Source organism: Mesorhizobium oxytropidicola (assembly GCF_056174625.1).
In genome coordinates, this window is the sequence record NZ_CM149692.1 from 1,442,342 (window position 1) to 1,461,973 (window position 19,632).

The window sequence follows — 19,632 nt, forward strand, 5'->3', positions numbered from 1 at the left end:
AAGACATACCGGATAGTATTCCTGCAATACAGTCCGGGCCGATGGCGACCATGGTTTTTGTCTTTGCACGCTTCCTGCTGATGCCGTTCGTCCTGATCGCGGTGACGTTGCTGGCGATGGCATTGCACATCATCGGAACCTCCCTGCATCACCAGGCCGCCTGGCAGCAGACGGTTGCCACCGTGACCTCTGTCAGTCCCTACAGCGAAAAGCAGGAAAGCGGCCTCACCACGGATGGCATCAATGTAGCCGTCGCCTATGTGGCCAATGACGCGCCGATGAGCTGGTCCGGCAAGGGAAAGATCATCGGCCTTTACAAGGCAGTCGTGGGCGACAAGGTGGAGTTGTACTACGACCCTGCCGATCCTTCGAAGCTCGATACCGCCGCGATGAAGGGCTGGCGCGGTGGGCTGTTGCTTGTTGCCGTTACGGGCGGTTTCATCGTCTTCTATGTCTGGTTTTTCTGGTTGCGCGGACGGAAGCCGCCGTCGCCGTCGTCGCCTGTTCGCGTCATTGGCGCGGTCGCAAAGCAGGGCCAACAGCAGCGTGGTACTTTCGGTCGGCGTTAGAGGCAGAAGTGCTGACCGAGAGCGAATTGCGCCGGTTCACGGCTTGACGTTTATGCCCGTCTGGCAATACTACTGAATTCCAGTAGGTTGGCATGCTTGAATTCGAGTGGGACGACGAGAAAGCAGCGAGCAATCTTGCCAAGCATGGTGTGGCATTTTCCGATGCCAAGCGCCTGTTCGATGACATTCATGCGCTGCACTATTCCGATCGCTCCATGGGCTACGAGGAGGAGCGGTTCATCGGCATCGGCATCGTCAACGGATTGGTGCTGACGGTGGTTTACACCGAACGCGGCGACCGAATAAGACTGATCTCCGCCAGAAAGGCGACGCGCCATGAGCAGAAAGCATATGACCAAGCACGCAGGGACTGAATCCGAGACCGATTGGGACCGCCTGCGCACGATGAGCGACGCGGATGCGGAGGCTGGCGCTTTGGCGGACAAGGACAATCCTCCGATCGCCACGGATCGGCCGGGCATGGCACCTGTCGCGCGTGTCAAAGTGATCCGCCGGGCTTTGCATCTCACCCAGGAGGAGTTTTCGGTCCGCTATCGCATTCCGCTCGGTACGCTCAGAGACTGGGAGCAAGGAAGAACCGAGCCGGACCAGGCAGCACAGGCCTATTTGCAGGTTATCGCGAAGGAGCCGGAAACGGTATCGCGGGCGCTCGGCACGCGTAGCGCCGCATGAGACTTCTTTTCCTCGGCGACATGGTTGGCAAGACGGGACGCACGGCAGTGTGGGAACAACTGCCCGGGTTGATCTCGGATTTCAAACTCGATTTCGTCATCGTCAACGGCGAAAATGCCGCCGGTGGCTTCGGCATCACCGAAGAGATCTTTCGCGAGACCATCGCGGCCGGCGCCGATGTTGTCACCACCGGCAACCATGTCTGGGACCAGCGCGACGCGCTCGCCTTCGCGCCGCGCGAAGAACGCTTCCTGCGCCCGTCGAATTTTCCCAAGGGCACGCCGGGGCGCGGCTCTGGCGTCTATATCGCCAGGAGCGGGGCTAGGGTGCTGGTCGCCAACATTATGGGCCGGGTGTTCATGCATCCCGAGCTCGACGATCCGTTCCAGGCCGGCGAGCGTGAGCTTGCCGCCTGCCCGCTCGGCGAGCAGGCGGATGCCGTAGTGATCGACTTCCACGCCGAGGCGACCTCGGAAAAGATGTGCTTCGCGCATTTCGTCGACGGCCGCGCCAGCCTGGTCGTCGGCACCCACACGCACCAGCCGACCGCCGACCACCAGATCCTCAATGGCGGCACCGGTTATCTGTCGGACGCCGGCATGTGCGGCGACTACGATTCCTCGCTCGGCATGGACAAGGAAGAACCGCTCAACCGGTTCCTGTCGAAAGTGCCGAAGGGGCGTTTCGAGGCGGCGACCGGACCGGCGACATTGTGTGGGGTTGGCGTCAATATTTCCGATCGTACAGGACTGACCGAGAAGATCGCGCCGTTTCGTCGCGGGCCGAGACTCGAAGAAACGGCTCCATCCTTCTGGTCATGACATTGATATAGGCGCACGCAGTACCTAACTGCCGACGACATCTGCTTCAGATCGTTAAACGAGGGGAAAACGACCTCCATGCAGCTTATCGAATTTCTTGCGCCGCATTTTCAATTCGTCTCCGATCCAACGGCATGGGTCGCCTTGCTGACGCTGGTGGTGCTGGAGATTGTGCTCGGCATCGACAATCTGATCTTCATCTCGATCCTGACCAACAAGCTGCCGGAAGCGCAACGGGCCCGCGCCCGCCGGCTCGGCATTTCGGCGGCGCTGGTCATGCGGCTGGTGCTGCTCGCCACCATCTCGATCATCGTCCAGCTGACGACGCCGGTGTTCACCGCTTTCGGTCACGGTTTCTCCTGGCGCGACCTGATCCTGGTCGCCGGTGGCCTGTTCCTGGTCTGGAAGGCGACCAAGGAGATCCACCACACGGTCGATCCCGACGATCATCAGGACACGATGTTGGGCGGGACGCTGCAGATCAGCCTTGCCGGCGCGATCTTCCAGATCCTGCTGCTCGACCTCGTCTTCTCGATCGATTCCATCATCACCGCCGTCGGCATGACCGACGAGATCGCCATCATGTATATCGCCGTGATCGTGGCCGTCACCGTGATGATGCTGGCGGCGGGGCCGCTCGCCAACTTCATCGCCAAGAACCCCAGCATCGTCATGCTGGCGCTGGGGTTCCTGCTGATGATCGGCATGACGCTGATCGCCGACGGCATGGGCTACCACGTGCCCAAGGGCTACATTTACGCGGCGATGGGTTTCTCGGCGCTGGTCGAAGGGCTCAACATGCTGGCGAGGCGGCGCAAGAAGGCGAAGTCAGGCGACGGGCATTGAATATGACTATCAATGATCTCAGCCAGGATCAGCGCGATCAGTTAGCCAAGCTGGCTGATTTGCCTGACCACAAGATCGACACTTCGGACATTCCGGAAGTGCCGTCCGATAGTTGGTCTCAAGCTCGCCGAAGCATCCATGTTGGCCGCAGGCAGGAAAAGCGACGATCCTGAGCGCCTGCCCGCAGCACAGCGCGGCTGGACGAATTGAGCCGATTTATCTATAAGCCGGCCATTCCGACAGAGACCGCCGTGCTTCCACGGGTTGCACCTGGGACGCTCTGAATTTTGAATTCGAGCATTTTGCAAAAGCGAGGTGATCCACCTGGCCGCGAGATGCTCTAGCTGAGAAGACGACAGGGGTGCCATGGCTGGCCATTCACAGTTCAAGAACATCATGCACCGCAAGGGCCGTCAGGATGCGGTGCGGTCGAAAATGTTTTCCAAGCTGGCGCGCGAAATCACCGTGGCCGCCAAGAGCGGCACGCCCGATCCGTCGATGAATCCACGCCTGCGACTGGCGATCCAGAACGCCAAGGCAGTGTCGATGCCGAAGGACAACATCCAGCGCGCCATCAACAAGGCCTCGATGGGCGATGCCGAAAACTACGAGGCCGTGCGCTATGAGGGCTATGGCCCAGGCGGCGTCGCCGTCATCGTCGAGGCGCTGACCGACAACCGCAACCGCTCGGCGTCAAATGTCCGCGCTGCCTTCACCAAGGCCGGCGGTGCGATGGGCGAAACCGGCTCGGTGTCGTTCATGTGGGACCGTGTCGGTGAGATCTACTACCCGGCATCGGCCGGCAGCGCCGACAAGGTCATGGAAGCGGCGATCGAAGCCGGCGCCGATGACGTGGAGAGCGACGAGGAAGGCCACACGATCTATTGCGCCTTCGAGAATCTCGGCGAGGTGTCGAAGGCGCTGGAAGCCGCGCTCGGCGAGGCGGAATCGGTGAAGCTGATCTGGCGGCCGCAGAACAATGTTCCGGTCGACGAGGAACGGGCGCAATCGCTGATGAAGCTGGTCGCCACGCTTGAGGACGACGATGACGTGCAAAGCGTCTACGCCAACTTCGAGGTCGACGACGAGACCTTGGCCAAGCTCAGCGCGGCGTGATCGGTTGGGATATGAGCAGAGCTCAATCCGAAATGAGCGAGAAGCCGTTGCCCGCCATCCGCATCACCTATTGCACGCAGTGCCAGTGGCTGCTGCGCGCCGGCTGGATGGCGCAGGAGCTGCTCTCCACCTTCGGCACGGATCTCGGCGAAGTGACGCTGGTGCCCGGCACCGGCGGCATCTTCACCGTCTCCTGCAATGATGTTCTCATCTGGGACCGCAAGCGCGACGGTGGCTTTCCGGACGCGGCAAAGCTGAAGCAGCTGGTGCGCGACGTGATCGACCCGGATCGCGATCTCGGCCATTCCGACCGCAAGGGTCACACGTCGAAGGGCACACGCAAAAAGACCCCGCCTGAGCGGAGTTTTTTGCGTTTCGGAAGGCCTGCTCAGAGCAATGCGAAGATAAAGCAGGCCATCGCCACGATGGCGGTGATGGTGCGGACGTGGTTCCACATCACCCATTGGCTCAGATGGTTCGCCCACACGGCGGCGCCGGTGCCGCTGACCGGGTCGACGGCGGCAAGCGCATCGTTGAGCGGCACGTTGAAGACCATGGTCACGATCGGGTTGCCAATCACGTAGATCACCGCGCCGGCGAGCAGCCAGTACGAACCGGACTGGGCCCAGCCCATGAAAGCGGCGGCGATAAGCACCAGGCAGATGAGGCCGGTGCCGAAAAGTGCCGTCATGAAAGTCGGCGTGATTACCGTGATGTTGATCGAATTCATCGCCGCGATGCCTTGCGGGACGGGCAGCCGGGCAAGTGCTGCCATGACGAAGTTGGAAAAGGCGAAGAACACACCGCCGACGACGCCCGAGCCGATCGCGGCGATGATGGTGAGGGCGGGGACAAGCTTGATCATCTCAGTTACTCCAAATGCCGGTTGCGGCGGTTTCGGTTGCGTAGGCGAAAAAGTCTTTCGGTGCACGCCGAGCACGCGCTGGACGCCGTCGGTGAGCGACTCGTTGCGGCCGTCGAGTACCTGGGTGAACAGCTCATCGAGCAGCCAGACGATTTCGGGTGGCAGTTCATGCGACGCGACAGAGGCCGTGAACTCGTCATGCGAAATTCTGACAAAGCGGATGTCGCGCCCTGCTGCCTTGGCAATTTCGGCGACCGCGCCGGCGAAGCTCAACAGCCGCGGCCCCGTGAGCTCATAGAGCTGGCCGACATGACCGGGCTCAGTCAGCACCGCTTCGGCAGCGTCGGCGATGTCGTCGACATCGACAAAGGGTTCGCCGACAGGCCCGACCGGAAGTGCCACCTCGCCCGCCAGCAGCGGCTCGATAAGAAAGCCTTCGCTGAAATTCTGCGAGAACCATGCGCAGCGCAGGATCGTCCAGTCGGCCCCGGAAGCCTTCAGCATCTCTTCGGCGCGCTGCGCCTCGTGCTCGCCGCGGCCCGACAAAAGCACCAGCCGGCGAACGCCATGCCGCACCGCAAGGCGGGCGAAGGCAGCGATCACTTCGGCGGCGCCCGGCACGGCGATGTCGGGGTAGTAGCTGATGTAGACCGCGCTGACGTCCTCGAGTGCGGGGGCCCAGCTTGCGGGGACTTCCCAGTCGAAACGAGGCGCGGCGGAACGGGAGCCGATCCGTACCGGAATGCCGCGCGCCGTCAGCCGCTCGGCGAGACGGCGGCCGGTCTTGCCGGTGCCGCCGAGGATCAGGATTGGTTTGGTTGTCGTGTTGGTCATCTCTGGTTTCCTTGTCTAAAACATGAGCAATCCTCACATTTGCAAAACGTGATAAACCCTCGTATTTTGCGAGTCAAGCCATTACCTCGGCGATTTTGCCGAATGCGTTGTTGGAGACAGTCCATGGAAGGCACGCCGGCCAATGAGCAGATCGCTTCGCCACGGCGGGCGCCAAGCCAGCAGCGCAGCCGCGAGCGGGTGGAGCGCATGCTGGCCGCAGCCTCGGCGCTGATCACCGAGCAAGGCAGCGACGCTATGCGCATGGGCGAAGTCGCGGAACGGGCAGGGGTGTCGATCGGCTCGCTCTACCAGTTCTTTCCCGACAAGCGGGCGATCATCTGGGCACTGGCCGAGCGCTACACGGCCGAAAGCCAGGCCTGTATCTCGGCGGCACTTGCCGATGTCAGTGATGTGGAAGGGCTGAACCAGGCCTTTTCAGAGCTGGTCGATATTTACTACGGGCTGTTCCTGGCCGAGCCGGTGATGCGCGACATCTGGTCGGGCACGCAGGCGGACAAGGCGTTGCGCCAGCTGGAACTCGCCGACAGCCGCGCCAATGCCGAATTCCTCGTGGCGGTGCTGAAGCGCTTGCGTCCCGGCGCCGATCCCGTCGCCTTGGAGACGACGGCGTTTCTCGTCTGGCAAATGGGTGAGGCCGCGGTACGGCTGGCGATCTCGGTCGAGCGGCAGGAGGGCGACAGGCTGGTCGCCGCCTACAAGCGTATGGCGCTCAGGGAACTGGCCGGAGACTGAGTGGCGTTGCGCCTGTTCATTTTCCTCCCGCCGGCAAAGATGTGGCTGGCAAGGATGTGGCCGACATCGCACCGCCTGGCGGCTGGTGCTCAAGCCGCCATGCCTTCGGGCTCAGGCCGGTGATGCGCAGGAACTCGCGATTGAAGTTCGATTTGCTGAGGAAACCGGCGTCGAACATGATGCGGGTGATCGGTTCGTCCGTCGCAGCCAGCAGCCGGCGCGCCTCGTCGATCCTGTGGTTGTTGACATATTGCGACACGCTCGATCCGTGGATGCGATTGATCGCCGACGACACTTGCCGAGCCGGCAGGCCGAGCCGCCTGGCGATGCGCCCAAGGTTGAGATCGACGTCCTTGTAGAGTTCCTTCGACCGCATCAGCGCGTCGACCGCCGCCGCGATCGCGGAATCTTCGCTGGTTGCCTGTGGTGTTTCCACCTGAGGCCGATCCTCTTCGTCCTCGTCCGAAGCAGCGGCTTCGCTGGCGACCGCGGCAGCGCCGCCGAGCAGCAACAGCGCCAGCACGTTGCCGCCGGCAATGACCGCGCCGGAATGAGCACCGCCAGTCCACTGCAGATCGAAACTGATGATGATGTCGGTGATCGGCGACACGAGGATCGCCAGCGCCGTCACCCACAGCGATCGGTAGGATCGCAAGACGCCGTCGAGGCGCGATTCGACGAGGATATCGGGGCCGGCCAACGCAAGCCAAAGAAGTGCCAGCCCATATGACAGGAACACCAGGATGATCACCGGCCCGACCGGCTCGCGCCAGAAGATCAGCAGCAGGGCAACCAGCCAGGCCGGCAGCAGATGCGGCCACAGCCGTGCCAGCCGATGCTCCGAGCGTTCCTTCGTCAGGCTGGTGAAGGCGATCCAGGCAAGCGGCGCGATCAGCGTCGCCATCACCGACAGGAACGGCATGACGACCCTGGCATCATAACCCCAGCGGATGCCGATCAGCACCGACTGCAAGGCGTAGACCGCCATCAGCAGCATGAAGGCGATGTTCTCGCGCAGGTCGGCCTCGTTTCGGCGGATCATCTGTATGAGCAGGATGACGAGCAGCAGGGAGACGACGAACGGCAGGGGAATGAAGATCATGATCGCAAGCGTGGTTCCAGGGCTGGCAGCGACCGACGATGACCTGGATTGCGTTCACGGTCGTCCCGGATCGCGATCGAGGTCGCGGAAATCGACATTCCCGGCCACTCCGACAACGCCACGGTCCAGCCGGGACCGCCACACATGATCGGAGATATCAATGAAATCCGCAATTCTTGGCCTGCTGTCATTTGCCAGCGTAGCGCTTGCGTCACCGGCAAGCGGAGATGCCGGCAAGACGCTCGATCTCACCGGCGTGAACGCCGTCGTCATCTCGGGCGAAGCCAGTTCCGTCAGGCTCACCACTTCGGCCTCGGCGCCGTACCAGGCGACGATCGGCAGCCGCCGCGAAGGCTGGTTCGCGCGCTGGTATTCGAGCTGGTTCGCCAATGACTGCAGCCTTGCCAGCGACATGAAGCTGGAGGCTTCGACATTGCGGATCGACGTTGCCCCCTCCTCATGGCCGGATCCCTCCGACTGCAGGGTCGAGATCAACGCCAATATTCAGCCCGAAAGTTCGGTGTCGATCGACCAGGCGGCGCTGCAGGCCAACATGGCGGGGAATTTCTCGAGCATCGCCATTACCAGCAAGGCGGCCGATGTCTCGCTGAACGGGCATGCCTCGACCGTCGACCTCAAAGGCGACGCGCTGAAAGCCAGTCTCGCTATTGGCAGCGTCAGGCAGGACGAAAACATCGCCATCACCGGCAAGGCACTGGATGCCACGCTGTCTTTCGGCCAGGGGGTTGCGATCAGTTATTCGGTCACCGCCACGGCATCCTTCGTCGACAGCACCATCGCCAACACTGCCGGCGCCAGGCCCTCGGTCATCATCAAGGGCGACTTTGTTCGCGCCACCATTCGTTAAGCAAAAAACCCGCCTCGGAGGCGGGTTTTTGATCTGCGACAATGCCGAAGTTGGCTTAGAGGCCGAAACCTTCGAAACGCTTCTTGAACTTCGACAGGCGGCCGCCGCGGTCGAGCAGGGTCTGCTGGCCGCCGGTCCAGGCCGGGTGCGTGGTCGGGTCGATATCGAGGTTCATCGTATCGCCTTCCTTGCCCCAGGTCGAACGGGTCGTGTATTCGGTGCCGTCGGTCATGACGACCTTGATGGTGTGGTAGTCGGGATGAATAGCGCTCTTCATGGCTCGGTTCCTGGCTTGCCGGCGCGGCTGACGGGCATAAGCCTGCGTCGATGCGCCTCTTTTAAAACTCGAAGCCGCAGCTATTGAGGAGCCACGGCTTCTAAAACGGTCGGCGAGCCTATACATCAGGCGGAATTGAATCACAAGGCCGCGGCAAGCGCATATTGAAGCGCATAAAGCTTAAGCGGCTAGAGGAAACATCGAGATGGCGCAAATCAGCAGCGCAGACGAGCGCCGACGCTCGCTCAAGCCGCTCAGGCGCCTGTTCCCCTATATCACTGGATATCGCACGCTGGTCGTCGGCGCCCTCATCTCGCTGGCCATCGCGGCGGCAACGACATTGGCGCTGCCGCTGGCCGTGCGGCGCATGATCGACCATGGTTTCTCGTCGGCCAGCACTACCTTCATCGCTGAATATTTCGCCGCGTTGGTGGCGATGGCCGCCATGCTGGCGGCGGCATCGGCCTGCCGCTACTATTTCGTCATTACGCTGGGCGAACGCGTCGTCGCCGACATCAGGCGCGATGTCTTTGCCCATGTGACGACGCTGTCGCCTGCCTTCTTCGATACGGCCCAGTCGGGCGAGATCGTGTCGCGGCTTGCCGCCGACACCACGCAGGTCAAATCGGCGGTCGGCGCCACGGCCTCGGTTGCGCTGCGCAACGTTATCCTCGGCCTCGGCGCGGTCGGCATGATGGTCATCACCAGCCCGAAACTGTCCTTCCTGGTCATAGCCGCCATTCCCGTCATCGTGCTGCCGCTGGTCGCCTTCGGCCGTTCGGTGCGGCGCAAGTCAAGGCAGGCGCAGGACACGCTTGCCGAGGCGACAGCCTATGCCAGCGAGCAGATCGGCGCGGTGCGCACCTTGCAGGCCTTCACCAATGAGAAACTGGTCACCGGACGGTTTTCGGGTGCGGTGGAAGCCGCCTTCGAGGCGGCGCGCGCCTCGATCTTCGCGCGCTCCTTCCTCACCTTCTTCGCCATTTTCACCATATTCTCGTCTGTCGTCGCGGTGCTGTGGTTCGGCTCGCGCGACGTGCTCGAGGGCACGATATCGCCGGGCACACTTGGCCAGTTCCTGCTCTATTCGGTGTTTGCCGCCGGCGCGCTCGGCGCGCTCTCGGAAGTCTGGGGCGAGCTCGCACAAGCGGCGGGTGCTGCCGAACGGCTGACCGAGATCCTGGCCGAAAAGCCGGCGATCCAGGCGCCGTCCAATCCGAAGCCGCTGCCGGCGGTTGCCAAGGGCGCGATCGTCTTCGACGACGTCTCCTTCTCCTATCCGGCGCGGCCCGACCGCGCCGCCGTCCACGGCTTGAGCTTTCAGGTCATGCCCGGCGAGACGGTGGCCATTGTCGGCCCCTCCGGGGCCGGCAAGAGCACGGTCTTTTCGCTGATCCTGCGTTTCTACGATCCCGAGACCGGCAAGATCCTGATCGATGGCGTCGACGTGCGCGAAGCCGATCCGGTTTCGGTGCGCGAGCGCATCGCCATCGTGCCGCAGGATGTCACCATCTTCGCGGCGAGCGCGCGCGACAATATCGGCTTTGGCCGGCCAGGCGCCGGCAATGCCGAGATCGAGGCCGCGGCCAAGGACGCGCTGGCTGATGAATTCATCCTCAAGCTCGAGAACGGCTATGACAGCCAGGTCGGCGAGCGCGGCGTGACGCTGTCCGGCGGCCAGCGCCAGCGTGTGGCGATTGCCCGCGCTATCCTGCGCGACGCGCCGATCCTGCTGCTCGACGAAGCCACCTCGGCACTCGATGCCGAAAGCGAGACGCTGGTGCAGATGGCGCTGGAGCGACTGATGCAGGGCCGCACCACCATCGTCATCGCCCACCGCCTGGCGACGGTGCTGAAAGCCGACAGGATCCTGGTGATGGATGGCGGCCGCATCGTCGAGGAAGGCACGCATCAGAGCCTGGTCGCCAAGGGCGGCATCTATGCCAGGCTGGCCAAGCTGCAGTTCGAGACCGGCGCCAGCGCCTTCAGAGGCGCGGCCGAATAGGCTTTCCCGAGCGGTTTCCGGTCGGAAAACCTTTTCGCTGGAATTGTCTTGGCGGGTTAATTCGCCTCGGTTTCGGCATAGCCGAAATTGTAACTCCAGGAGGAATTGTCGCTCATCTTCCTGCGTGACCTCAGATAGGAACCGATATCCTTGGCCGGAACCCGATCGCCGATCGTCTTGAGAAACCAGTCGACCTGAAATTCGGTCGGTGTGCTCGACCAGCGCGCCTTGAAGGCGACATAGGGCGTGATCACGTCGTCGGATTTTTCGGGACCGACAAACGCCGCCTTCAGGTTTTTGACGATGCACTGATGGTGCTTGAAGATCGGGCTGCCAAGCCAGATTGGCCCGGTCCTGCCAACCATGTCCGGCTCCGGCAAATTGTTGATGCCGACATCCGCCTTCAACGGAAAATTCTTGATGAGATCATCGGCGTCGAGGTCCTCGGCCGGCAGCTCGTAGGATTCGACCGTGGTGACGACATTGCCGTCGCGATCGTCATGTGTCGACAACGGCGCCAGGCTGGTCATCCCCGGATACTGCCGGTTGTAATACTGGAGATAGTCGTCGGCGAGCTTGGTGGCCGATTGCGAAACCAGCCTGTAGCGCATTGAGTCGGCATCAGCGTCCCGATAGGTCGTGCTGACCGTCAGCTTGAGCGCCTCGCCTTTGAGTTTGGGAAAATCGAACGCCTCGCTGACGAAGGTGGTCGGCTGGAAGAGCTCCTTGCGCTCCATCCGTTCCATCCGCGCGCTGCCGGCGACGATCGGCAAGGCAAAGCCATAGTCGGGCGGAACAAGGTTCTCGGCGCGGCCACCCTGCAGGTAATTGGTCGCGTCGATCCAGTAGGTCTGGCTTTTGATCGTCGCCTTGACGATGACGTGGTCGAAGGCGCGGATCGTCGGCAGCATGTCGCCAAGCGCCAGTCCGTCATCAAGATCGGTCAAGGCCGGGTCAGCCTGAACGCCGAGCCGGCGCAGGCTGGAGGCAAGAAGCAGCGCCTTGTCCTTGCAGTCGCCGAAGCCACTGGCAATCACGGTGCTTGGGCTGCGGGGAATATAGGATCCACGGCCAATCGACAGGCTGACATAGCGGATGGTGTCCTGGACCAGCCGCATCGCCTCGATCATGCGGTCTTCCGGGTTGGTGTATCTGGTGGCGATGTCATCGAGCTTCGACGCGAAAGCGGCCGGCAATTCCTGGTCGAGCCGATAATAGGGCAACATCGCATCGACGACGTCCTGCCATTTGGCTGTCGAGGAGATCTGGACCGTAGGATAGGTCAGGAAATCCGCGGGCAGGTTTTCCTCGGGCTTGACCGGCGTAGGATTGATGCTTTGCCAGGTATAGGTTTTCAACGCGCCGTCGGTTTTGACATCCGGCTGGATGTCGGTGCGCACCTGGCGGATGTTCAAGGGCTGGTTTGCCGGCCAGACGACCTTCTCGCGGATGAGCGCGATGGGTTCGCCCCAGGCCATGGCGACCGAGTGGAAAAACAGGTCGGCGCCGACGATCGGTGTCCTGACGGTGGTCTTGCCATAGTCGATGATGTCGCCGACACGGACATCGTCGACATTCACGTAAGCCGTGAGCCAGCCGTCGAACAGGCCCTTCTCCGCATCCTTTTCGCGCCGGAACACATCGAAAGTGGCTCCGGGCAGCCGGTCGATGACCACGCCGTCGCGGATGATGTTCAGCCAGTTCATCGTGACCTGCGATGTCGCCGGGTCGAACTCGAAATTGATAGCGGCGCCGCGCTCAAGCCCGGTGCGGTCGACGATCCTGTAGGCATAGTGGTCGAAGGCCTCGATGCCACCGGGCAGCTGCCGGATCTGATATTCCGAGACAAGATTGGAGATGCCGCTTTTGATCCGGCTGTCGAGATGCGGGTCCGCCTTCGGAAGCTCGATCCGGTCGATCCAGCCGCCTGGGCTGCCCTTGTGGATTTCGGCGTCGGCCATGGCCGGGGCGCAGAAAAGCGTAAAGGCAATCAAGACGAAAAGCCGCGTGATCGCAGAAGATGTCACCGGAAGTACCCGCCCTCATGATCCGCACGTCTCGCAATTTCGTCGGATACCACCAGTGATAGAAAAGTAGTGGCGATCCTGCAAGATCGCCGCCAGGCGATGACGCTTCACAGCCAGCCATCCTTGTTCACTGCCGCCGGTCACCCAAACGGGACGGCCGATGTCATCCGCCGTAGCGCTGCTTCAGGTGATTGACGAAATACACGGCGTTGAGCTTTTCGCCGGTGGCGCGTTCGAGCAGCTCCGGCGTCGACCAGCGCGACCCCTGCGACCATATCTTCTTGCGGCGCCAGTCATTGATGGCGGCGAAATTCCCTTTCGCCAGATCGTCATCGGCGGATGGATGCTCCCGCGTCAGCGCCGCCCATTGCTGCGCCGCCATCATTGCACCCAGCGTATAGGACGGGAAGTAGCCGAAGGCGGCACCCGGCCAGTGCACGTCCTGCATCGGCCCGTCGGCCGGGTTGTCCAATGTGGAGAGGCCGAGATAGTCACGCATCTTGGCGTCCCAGGCTTCCGGCAATTCGGCAACTTCCAGCCGGCCCGAGACCAGTTCCTGCTCCAGCTCGTAGCGCAGGATGACATGCAGCGGATAGGTCACCTCGTCGGCGTCGACGCGGATCAGGCCGCGCTCGACGCGATGCACATGCGGCAAGAGATCGTCGAGCGACCAGGCCTCGCCGAGATGCTTTTCCACCACCGGAAGCGCCCAGCGCCAGAAGGCAGGATTGCGGCCGATCTGCTTTTCGACGAACAGGCTCTGGCTTTCATGCACGGCCATGCCGCGCGCCTTGCCGAGCGGCCAGTGCGACCATGCCTTCGGCAGGTTCTGCTCGTAGAGCGCATGGCCGGTCTCGTGCAGCACGCCCATCAGCGCCGACAGGAAATCCGATGTCTTGTAGCGGGTGGTGATGCGCACGTCGCTGGGCACGCCGCCGCAGAAGGGATGGTGCGACACCGACAGCGAGCCATGCGTCAGGTCGAAACCGACCGCCGCCATCATGGCAAGGCCGAGTTCGCGCTGCTTCTCGATCGCATAGGTGCCCGAAAGCGGCTTCAGCGGATGCTTGCGCAGCCGCGCTTCCTGGATCGCCAGCGCCTCCGGCACGAAGCCTTTGAGGAAGGCTTTCAAATCGGCGAAGACAGGGGTGATGTCCACGGTGCGGTTGCCGGGGTCGAATTGCTCCATCTGCGCGTCATAAGGGGCGAGGCCGAGTACGTCGGAGCGCAGGGCCGCCTCTTCGCGCACCAGCGCCACCACGCCCGCGAGCGCCGGCTGGAAACCCGCCCAGTCGTTCTTGGCGCGCAGGTCGCGCCACAGCTGCTCGCAACGCATGCGCGCCGTCGTCTGGCGTTCGACGAATTCGACCGGCAGGCATGTCAGGTTGGTGTATTGCCGCCGCAGTTCGGCGACAGCCGCGCGCTGCTCGTCATCGAGCGCCTCGCCTTCGGCGGCGGCGATCCAGTCGGCGATTTCCGGGGCGGTCGCCCTTGTGTGGTACATGCCGGCAAGTGCCGCCATCGCCTCGGCACGCTTCTCGCCGCCGCCGACGGCCATATGCGTCGCTTCATCGGCGCCGAGGATGGCCAGCGCATGCTCAAGCGCTTCGAGCTTGTGGCCGAGGTCGTCGAGTTTCTGAAAGGACATGGCGGCTTCCGTGATTGAGGACGGCGCGAAAAGACACCAACGCAAAAGCGTTGGCAACCCTAAGAGCAGTTCACCGTTTCACGGAAACGGCAACCTGCTCTGACTCTTTGTTTTGACGCAAATTCCGGACGGAAAACCGCTTCACACTTTTCTTGGAATTGCTCCAGATACCCTCCGGCAGATGCACCTTGCGCGGACGGCGCCACACATGAAATGCTTGCCGGCGACGCATGAAGGGAGAGCAAATGATCGGCAACGTCCTGGTCGGGCTGGTGGCCTTGATCCATGTCTACATCGTCTATCTCGAGATGGTGCTTTGGGACACGCCGCGCGGGCACAAGACATTCCGCCTGACGCCGGAATTCGCCAAGGCCTCGAAAGTGCTCGCCGCCAATCAGGGCCTCTACAACGGATTTCTCGCCGCCGGACTGATGTGGGGGCTCACCCTCGGCACCGCCGGTTTTCAGGTCAAGGTCTTCTTCCTGTTGTGCGTGGCAATTGCCGGCCTCTATGGCGCGGCAACGGTCGGCCGAAAAATCCTGTTCATCCAGACCGTACCGGCAGTGGTCGCCCTGATCGCCATCTGGCTCGGTTGGTAGGCAGGCCGGGCTGATGAGGAAAAAGGACGCCCGCGGATTGGGGTCCCGAAGGCGCCAGGTGGTCCCTTCCTCCTGGACCGTTTCCAGGTGGGATCGCCTCAGCCGTTCGGATAGTTTCCACCGTCGGAGCCGTCACCCATCAGGAAACCGCTGCCGGTGTTGACCCTCAGCCGCTGCTCGACATGGTCGAGATGACGCAAAAGGTCATGATATTGCGCGGCCGGTATTCTGCCGTGATCCGATGCGGCGATCTTCTCGGCGCCCTGGCTGATCTGGTTGGTGCGCATTTCCAGGTGTTCCGCTACGGCCGGGGTAATGTTGTTGGCCTGCCTGGCGTCGACGATGCCCTGGTGAAGACCCTGGGCCTGTTGAATGAGGGCCTCGACACGCGGGCCGGTCATGTCGGTCGGATCGGACGCGTCGAGAGCGCCCTTGTGGTGGCCCGCGGCATAGGCGCCAGCGAGCGGGGCGACAATAAGAATTGCGGCAAGCGTTGCAGTCTTGAGAGATGCTGATGTGCGCATGGGGCGCTTCCTCCTGCTAGGAAGGGAGCGGCCTTGCCGCCTCGCCTTCCGACCGTTTGGGTCGTCCAGTTCCGTCGCGTCGCGATGGGAGGCATCGCCGGCGGCTCTCGGCCCTGCGCAGCAAGCTAGGAGCGCTCCGGTGCGAAGTGTAATTAAAAAAAGATAATGTTTTCAGGCCTTGCTGGTCTCGGCCTGCGCCCTAGAGTTGAGCCGGCGAACAAATTCGCGTGAGTTCGCGTGATGAGAAATCAACGTTCGGTGAGCTTCAGTTCAATGCGGCGGTTCTTGTTGCGCGCCTCGTCGGTATCGGCGGGGTCGAGCGGCTGGAACTCGCCGAAGCCGGCAGCGACCAGCCGGTTGGCCGGCACGCCGTTCTCGATCAGGAACTTGACCACCGAGGTCGAACGCGCCGTCGACAGTTCCCAATTGTCGCGATAACGGCCGGTGCCGGAGAGCGGCTTGTTGTCGGTGTGGCCGTCGACGCGCAGCACCCAGTTGATCTCTGGCGGGATTTCCTTCTGCAGTTCGATGATGGCGTCGGCGAGCTTCTTCATCTCGACCTTACCGGCATCGTTGATCACCTCGGAGCCGGTCGGGAACAGCACTTCCGACTGGAAGACGAAGCGGTCACCGACAATGCGGATGTTCTCGCGGTCGGCGAGGATCTCGCGCAGGCGCCCGAAGAAGTCGGAGCGGTAGCGGTTCAATTCCTGCACGCGCTGCGCAAGCGCCACGTTCAGGCGGCGACCGAGATCGGCGATCTTGGTGTTGGAATCGCGGTCGCGGGTCTCGGACACGTTGAGCGCATCCTCGAGCGCCCCGATCTGCTTGCGCAGGGCGGCGATCTGCTGGTTGAGGATCTCGACCTGGCTCAGCGCCTGCTGGCTGATCTGGCGCTGGTTGTCGAGTTCGCCGCCCAACTCCGCAGCCCGCTGGTTGGCGGCATCGCCAGCACCGGCACCTTGCGCCAGCAACTGTTCGAGCCGGCTCTTCTCCGCCTCGGCCGCCGATAGCGACGCCTGCAGATTGGCGAGCGAATCGTCCTTGTCCTGCGCCGTCGAGCGCTCCAGTGCCAGCAACTGGGTCAGTTCGTTGATTTGCGAGTTGAGCCGGTTGAGGACGGTGTCCTTGCCGGAGATTTCACGGCCGAGCAGGAACTGCGCCAGCACGAACACGGTGAGCAGGAACATGATGGCGAGCAGCAGCGTCGACAGCGCGTCGACAAAGCCCGGCCAGTAATCGATGCGGCGATCAGTGCGCCGGCCCCTGGCAAGCGCCATGTCAGTGCACCCCGGGCTTCTTCAGGGCGTCGGCGATCTTTTCCAGCGTGTTGCGCATCGCCTTCTGCTCATCGGACTGGGCCTCGACCCAGTCGCGCATGATCTGCTGCTCGGAGCGCATGTTCTTGACCAGGCCGGAAATGCCGTCGGCGAGATTGGCCATGGCGGTGGCGACGCGCGGATTGGAGCCGCCGCCATTCTCCTGCATGCTGCGCAGCCGTTCCGACAGCACACGAATCTCGTCGGAGGATTCGGTCTTGGCCGTGTCGGAGACGACGATGTCGGAGGAGAGATCAGTGACCGAGGACAGCCAGTTCTCAAGCTCGGTGTAGAAGCGCGTCTGGGCGCGGCCGGCCTGCAGGTCGAGGAAGCCGAGGACAAGCGAGCCGGACAGGCCGAACAGCGAGGACGAGAAGGCCGTGCCCATGCCGGCCAGCGGCGCCGACAGGCCCTGCTTCAGCGAATCGAGCACCGCCGCCGCGTCACCGGTGCCGGGGTCGAGCGATTCGATGGTCTCGCGGATCGAACCGATCGTGTTGAGCAGGCCCCAGAAGGTGCCGAGCAGGCCGAGGAACACCAGGAGGCCAACCAGATAGCGCGAGGTGTCGCGGCTTTCGTCGAGGCGTGTGGCGATGGAATCGAGCATGGTACGCATCGAGGAGGTCGAAAAGGCCATCGACGATGAGCGGCCGATCATCGCCTTCATCGGCGCCAGCAGAACCGGTTCGGTGGTCTCGGAGCCGGCGCGGAAGGAGTTGACCCAGCGCACCTCGCGAAACAGCCGCCCGACCTGGGCAAAGGCAAGCAGGATACCGACCACGAGCACGCCGATGATCAGGCCGTTGAGCCCGGGATTGGTGACGAAAGCCGTTGAGATCTGGCGGGTCAGGATGGCGGCAATAAAGGCGACGATGGCCAGAAAGATGACCATGGTCAGCAGGAAGACCTGCGGACTCGACAATTTATGCGGATCGTAGATCAGAACGTCGGAGCGTCTGCCCATGCCGAAGGATCTGAGAAAAGCCATCCGTGCCCCGTTTCCGATGCTCTATTTGCCTTTACGCAATTCCGAACGGGAAACCGCTCACACTTTCCCTGGAATTGCTCCAGCGCCGCCGATCACGTAGTTCGCGACTCTAAACGGAATTGTGACCAAATTGAATGGCGCTTGGCAATATTGCCGTGGGGCCGGTGTGCCGCGCGTCCGATCGGCGATCGAAACCCAAATCAGAACCGGTTGATGACCAGACAGTCGACCATCGCCGCCAGATGCAGGCCGGCGCCGGTGACGACGAAGCCATGCCACAGCGCGTTGTGGAAGCGCAGTCCCTTCCAGGCGAAGAAAATGACGCCGCAGGAATAGACGATGCCGCCGGCGACGATGAGCACGATCGAGGTCGTCGGCAGCGTCTCGACGAGCGGCTTGACCAGGACGATGCCGCTCCAGCCGATGGCAAGGTAGAAGACGATCGCCAGCCGGTCGAAGCGGCCGGGGAAGAACACCTTGATGGCGATGCCCGTCGCGGCCGCGATCCAAACCAAAACGATCATCCAGCTTGCCAGCGGGGAGCCGTCGAGCTGGGCCAGAAAAGGCGTGTAGGTGCCGGCGATGAGAAGGTAGATCGCGGCGTGATCGAAACGCCGCAGAACCCATTTAGCCGGGGAGGACACCGGCCACAGATTGTAGGCCAGCGACACCGACAGGACCGTAAGCAGCGAAACGACATAGAACGCGGCGGCGATGTATTCGCCCGGCCCGACCCGAAACGCCGCCAGCGCCAGCAGTGCCGAACCGGCCGCGATCGCCAACACGATGCCGACAGCATGGACGATACCGTCGGCGATCAACTCGGCGCGCGAATAGTGCCAGCGCCCGATGAACGGAATGTCGAGTTGCGGCGGTGTGTTGGTCATCGATCGTCCTGCGGTCACCTTTAATCTGTAACCGCCGGATAGTATTTCAAGCTTTGGTTGCGGTTTTGCGACTGCGGCCCTTCAGCGCGCCGAGAGAGGCTTCTTCACGGCCTTCAGCAAAGCGCGCTGTATGACCTCGTTGCCGGCGACCACCGAGCCGTTGTCGAGCATGTCCTGTCCACCGTCCATGTCCGAGACGAAACCACCGGCTTCGCGGATGAGCAGCAGGCCGGCGGCGATGTCCCAGGCCGACAGGCCGGTTTCCCAGAAGCCATCCATGCGGCCGGCCGCGACATAGGCGAGATCGAGCGAGGCCGAGCCAAGCCGCCTGATGCCGGCGACCTCGGCCATGACGTTGCGCAGCTCGACCAGGAAATTGCCATGGTGGCCGCGTCCCAGATGCGGCATGCCGCATCCGATCACGGTGTCGACCAGCTTGATGCGGCTGGCGACGCGCAACCGGCGGTCGTTCATGAACGCGCCGCCGCCGCGCTCGGTCGTATAGAGCTCGTCCATGGCCGGATTGTAGATGACGCCGGCAACGATCTGGCCCTGGCGTTCCAGCGCGATCGAAACGGCAAAAAGCGGAATGCCATGCAGGAAATTGGTGGTGCCGTCGAGCGGGTCGACGATCCAGCGGTGCTGGCTGTCGTCGCCTTCCACCACTCCGCGCTCTTCCATCAGGAAGCCGTAGCCCGGACGTGCTTTCGACAATTCGGCAAACAGAATGTCCTCGGCCTTGCGGTCGGCCTGGCTGACATAGTCACCCGGGCCCTTCAGCGAGACCTGCAAGTTCTGGACCTCGCCGAAGTCGCGCGACAGCGAGCGGCCGGCCTTCATTGCGGCCTGGACCATGACGTTGAGAAGGGCTGAGCGTGCCATCGTTTGTCT

At 62.6% G+C, this 19,632-nt stretch carries 21 protein-coding genes and 2 pseudogenes; 12 read left to right on the forward strand and 11 right to left on the reverse strand.

Annotated features, from left to right (window positions below; genetic code table 11):
* The first annotated feature begins 41 nt into the window (after positions 1–41).
* The 8 genes and pseudogenes from AC0V8S_RS07190 to AC0V8S_RS07225 form a co-directional block, all read left to right on the forward strand.
* Positions 42–569, forward strand: a complete 528-nt coding sequence (locus tag AC0V8S_RS07190) for a DUF3592 domain-containing protein (RefSeq protein ID WP_475437280.1) — start codon at positions 42–44, stop codon at positions 567–569.
* A gap of 92 nt (positions 570–661) precedes the next feature.
* A complete protein-coding gene (locus AC0V8S_RS07195; RefSeq protein WP_095201109.1) occupies positions 662–943 on the forward strand; it encodes a BrnT family toxin in 282 nt (93 codons plus the stop codon).
* Between the two features lie 31 nt (positions 944–974).
* Positions 975–1,262: a helix-turn-helix domain-containing protein gene (locus AC0V8S_RS07200; RefSeq protein WP_095201110.1), complete on the forward strand. Its 288-nt coding sequence runs from the start codon at positions 975–977 to the stop codon at positions 1,260–1,262.
* Positions 1,259–2,083 (forward strand): TIGR00282 family metallophosphoesterase, encoded by an 825-nt coding sequence (locus AC0V8S_RS07205; RefSeq protein WP_019861780.1) that lies wholly within the window; start codon positions 1,259–1,261, stop codon positions 2,081–2,083. The genes AC0V8S_RS07200 and AC0V8S_RS07205 overlap by 4 nt, the downstream gene beginning before the upstream one ends.
* Before the next feature lie 78 nt (positions 2,084–2,161).
* On the forward strand, positions 2,162–2,929 hold the full coding sequence (locus tag AC0V8S_RS07210; RefSeq protein ID WP_183464016.1) for a TerC family protein: 768 nt from the start codon (positions 2,162–2,164) through the stop codon (positions 2,927–2,929).
* 2 nt (positions 2,930–2,931) lie between these two features.
* On the forward strand, positions 2,932–3,102 hold the full coding sequence (locus AC0V8S_RS07215) for a hypothetical protein (RefSeq protein WP_475437281.1): 171 nt from the start codon (positions 2,932–2,934) through the stop codon (positions 3,100–3,102).
* 193 nt (positions 3,103–3,295) lie between these two features.
* Complete coding sequence (locus AC0V8S_RS07220; RefSeq protein ID WP_010912066.1) at positions 3,296–4,045, forward strand: YebC/PmpR family DNA-binding transcriptional regulator; 750 nt, start codon at positions 3,296–3,298, stop codon at positions 4,043–4,045.
* A gap of 32 nt (positions 4,046–4,077) precedes the next feature.
* A pseudogene (locus AC0V8S_RS07225) lies at positions 4,078–4,362 on the forward strand (Rdx family protein); the annotation flags it as partial.
* A gap of 71 nt (positions 4,363–4,433) precedes the next feature.
* Here AC0V8S_RS07225 and AC0V8S_RS07230 read toward each other — a convergent pair.
* Both AC0V8S_RS07230 and AC0V8S_RS07235 read right to left on the reverse strand, forming a co-directional pair.
* Entirely contained in the window at positions 4,434–4,910 is a 477-nt protein-coding gene (locus AC0V8S_RS07230; protein ID WP_475437282.1) for an anthrone oxygenase family protein, read from the reverse strand.
* A 1-nt stretch (position 4,911) separates the two neighbouring features.
* Positions 4,912–5,744, reverse strand: a pseudogene (locus AC0V8S_RS07235) (NAD(P)H-binding protein).
* Positions 5,745–5,867: 123 nt separating this feature from the next.
* On the opposite strand from AC0V8S_RS07235, the gene AC0V8S_RS07240 reads away from it, so the two are divergent.
* Positions 5,868–6,497 (forward strand): TetR/AcrR family transcriptional regulator, encoded by a 630-nt coding sequence (locus AC0V8S_RS07240; RefSeq protein ID WP_183463997.1) that lies wholly within the window; start codon positions 5,868–5,870, stop codon positions 6,495–6,497.
* Positions 6,498–6,513: 16 nt separating this feature from the next.
* On the opposite strand, the gene AC0V8S_RS07245 is transcribed toward AC0V8S_RS07240, so the two are convergent.
* Entirely contained in the window at positions 6,514–7,599 is a 1,086-nt protein-coding gene (locus AC0V8S_RS07245) for an AraC family transcriptional regulator (RefSeq protein WP_475437283.1), read from the reverse strand.
* 160 nt (positions 7,600–7,759) lie between these two features.
* On the opposite strand from AC0V8S_RS07245, the gene AC0V8S_RS07250 reads away from it, so the two are divergent.
* Positions 7,760–8,467: a hypothetical protein gene (locus tag AC0V8S_RS07250; protein ID WP_475437284.1), complete on the forward strand. Its 708-nt coding sequence runs from the start codon at positions 7,760–7,762 to the stop codon at positions 8,465–8,467.
* A gap of 55 nt (positions 8,468–8,522) precedes the next feature.
* Here the strand turns inward: AC0V8S_RS07250 and rpmE are convergent, their stop codons facing one another.
* Positions 8,523–8,744, reverse strand: a complete 222-nt coding sequence (rpmE, locus tag AC0V8S_RS07255; RefSeq protein WP_010912060.1) for a 50S ribosomal protein L31 — start codon at positions 8,742–8,744, stop codon at positions 8,523–8,525.
* A gap of 205 nt (positions 8,745–8,949) precedes the next feature.
* Here rpmE and AC0V8S_RS07260 point away from each other — a divergent pair, with 205 nt between their 5' ends.
* Positions 8,950–10,749 (forward strand): ABC transporter transmembrane domain-containing protein, encoded by a 1,800-nt coding sequence (locus tag AC0V8S_RS07260; RefSeq protein WP_475437285.1) that lies wholly within the window; start codon positions 8,950–8,952, stop codon positions 10,747–10,749.
* A gap of 56 nt (positions 10,750–10,805) precedes the next feature.
* On the opposite strand, the gene AC0V8S_RS07265 is transcribed toward AC0V8S_RS07260, so the two are convergent.
* The gene (locus AC0V8S_RS07265) at positions 10,806–12,776 is read right to left on the reverse strand and encodes a DUF3857 domain-containing protein (protein WP_475437286.1); all 1,971 of its coding nucleotides are present in this window, start codon (positions 12,774–12,776) and stop codon (positions 10,806–10,808) included.
* A 163-nt stretch (positions 12,777–12,939) separates the two neighbouring features.
* Positions 12,940–14,424, reverse strand: a complete 1,485-nt coding sequence (locus AC0V8S_RS07270) for a carboxypeptidase M32 (RefSeq protein ID WP_475437287.1) — start codon at positions 14,422–14,424, stop codon at positions 12,940–12,942.
* A 245-nt stretch (positions 14,425–14,669) separates the two neighbouring features.
* Here AC0V8S_RS07270 and AC0V8S_RS07275 point away from each other — a divergent pair, with 245 nt between their 5' ends.
* Positions 14,670–15,023 carry a DUF1304 domain-containing protein gene (locus AC0V8S_RS07275; protein WP_475437288.1) on the forward strand — a complete coding sequence of 118 codons (354 nt, stop codon included), beginning with the start codon at positions 14,670–14,672 and terminating at the stop codon, positions 15,021–15,023.
* A 98-nt stretch (positions 15,024–15,121) separates the two neighbouring features.
* On the opposite strand, the gene AC0V8S_RS07280 is transcribed toward AC0V8S_RS07275, so the two are convergent.
* The 5 genes from AC0V8S_RS07280 to AC0V8S_RS07300 form a co-directional block, all read right to left on the reverse strand.
* Entirely contained in the window at positions 15,122–15,547 is a 426-nt protein-coding gene (locus tag AC0V8S_RS07280; protein ID WP_475437289.1) for a hypothetical protein, read from the reverse strand.
* Between the two features lie 248 nt (positions 15,548–15,795).
* On the reverse strand, positions 15,796–16,827 hold the full coding sequence (locus AC0V8S_RS07285) for a peptidoglycan -binding protein (protein WP_183463977.1): 1,032 nt from the start codon (positions 16,825–16,827) through the stop codon (positions 15,796–15,798).
* 1 nt (position 16,828) lies between these two features.
* Entirely contained in the window at positions 16,829–17,854 is a 1,026-nt protein-coding gene (locus AC0V8S_RS07290; protein WP_475437290.1) for a MotA/TolQ/ExbB proton channel family protein, read from the reverse strand.
* A 200-nt stretch (positions 17,855–18,054) separates the two neighbouring features.
* Complete coding sequence (trhA, locus tag AC0V8S_RS07295) at positions 18,055–18,741, reverse strand: PAQR family membrane homeostasis protein TrhA (RefSeq protein WP_475437291.1); 687 nt, start codon at positions 18,739–18,741, stop codon at positions 18,055–18,057.
* Between the two features lie 81 nt (positions 18,742–18,822).
* Positions 18,823–19,623 (reverse strand): inositol monophosphatase family protein, encoded by an 801-nt coding sequence (locus AC0V8S_RS07300; RefSeq protein ID WP_475437292.1) that lies wholly within the window; start codon positions 19,621–19,623, stop codon positions 18,823–18,825.
* Between the last annotated feature and the right edge of the window lie 9 nt (positions 19,624–19,632).

What these genes read in the sequence shown, in the direction of transcription:
- AC0V8S_RS07190 (WP_475437280.1), top strand. Translation starts at nt 42, where the DNA reads ATGGCGACCATGGTTTTTGTCTTTGCACGCTTCCTGCTGATGCCGTTC.
- AC0V8S_RS07195 (WP_095201109.1), top strand. Translation starts at nt 662, where the DNA reads ATGCTTGAATTCGAGTGGGACGACGAGAAAGCAGCGAGCAATCTTGCC.
- AC0V8S_RS07200 (WP_095201110.1), top strand. Translation starts at nt 975, where the DNA reads ATGAGCGACGCGGATGCGGAGGCTGGCGCTTTGGCGGACAAGGACAAT.
- AC0V8S_RS07205 (WP_019861780.1), top strand. Translation starts at nt 1,259, where the DNA reads ATGAGACTTCTTTTCCTCGGCGACATGGTTGGCAAGACGGGACGCACG.
- AC0V8S_RS07210 (WP_183464016.1), top strand. Translation starts at nt 2,162, where the DNA reads ATGCAGCTTATCGAATTTCTTGCGCCGCATTTTCAATTCGTCTCCGAT.
- AC0V8S_RS07215 (WP_475437281.1), top strand. Translation starts at nt 2,932, where the DNA reads ATGACTATCAATGATCTCAGCCAGGATCAGCGCGATCAGTTAGCCAAG.
- AC0V8S_RS07220 (WP_010912066.1), top strand. Translation starts at nt 3,296, where the DNA reads ATGGCTGGCCATTCACAGTTCAAGAACATCATGCACCGCAAGGGCCGT.
- AC0V8S_RS07230 (WP_475437282.1), bottom strand. Translation starts at nt 4,910, where the DNA reads ATGATCAAGCTTGTCCCCGCCCTCACCATCATCGCCGCGATCGGCTCG.
- AC0V8S_RS07240 (WP_183463997.1), top strand. Translation starts at nt 5,868, where the DNA reads ATGGAAGGCACGCCGGCCAATGAGCAGATCGCTTCGCCACGGCGGGCG.
- AC0V8S_RS07245 (WP_475437283.1), bottom strand. Translation starts at nt 7,599, where the DNA reads ATGATCTTCATTCCCCTGCCGTTCGTCGTCTCCCTGCTGCTCGTCATC.
- AC0V8S_RS07250 (WP_475437284.1), top strand. Translation starts at nt 7,760, where the DNA reads ATGAAATCCGCAATTCTTGGCCTGCTGTCATTTGCCAGCGTAGCGCTT.
- rpmE (WP_010912060.1), bottom strand. Translation starts at nt 8,744, where the DNA reads ATGAAGAGCGCTATTCATCCCGACTACCACACCATCAAGGTCGTCATG.
- AC0V8S_RS07260 (WP_475437285.1), top strand. Translation starts at nt 8,950, where the DNA reads ATGGCGCAAATCAGCAGCGCAGACGAGCGCCGACGCTCGCTCAAGCCG.
- AC0V8S_RS07270 (WP_475437287.1), bottom strand. Translation starts at nt 14,424, where the DNA reads ATGTCCTTTCAGAAACTCGACGACCTCGGCCACAAGCTCGAAGCGCTT.
- AC0V8S_RS07275 (WP_475437288.1), top strand. Translation starts at nt 14,670, where the DNA reads ATGATCGGCAACGTCCTGGTCGGGCTGGTGGCCTTGATCCATGTCTAC.
- AC0V8S_RS07280 (WP_475437289.1), bottom strand. Translation starts at nt 15,547, where the DNA reads ATGCGCACATCAGCATCTCTCAAGACTGCAACGCTTGCCGCAATTCTT.
- AC0V8S_RS07285 (WP_183463977.1), bottom strand. Translation starts at nt 16,827, where the DNA reads ATGGCGCTTGCCAGGGGCCGGCGCACTGATCGCCGCATCGATTACTGG.
- AC0V8S_RS07290 (WP_475437290.1), bottom strand. Translation starts at nt 17,854, where the DNA reads ATGGCTTTTCTCAGATCCTTCGGCATGGGCAGACGCTCCGACGTTCTG.
- trhA (WP_475437291.1), bottom strand. Translation starts at nt 18,741, where the DNA reads ATGACCAACACACCGCCGCAACTCGACATTCCGTTCATCGGGCGCTGG.
- AC0V8S_RS07300 (WP_475437292.1), bottom strand. Translation starts at nt 19,623, where the DNA reads ATGGCACGCTCAGCCCTTCTCAACGTCATGGTCCAGGCCGCAATGAAG.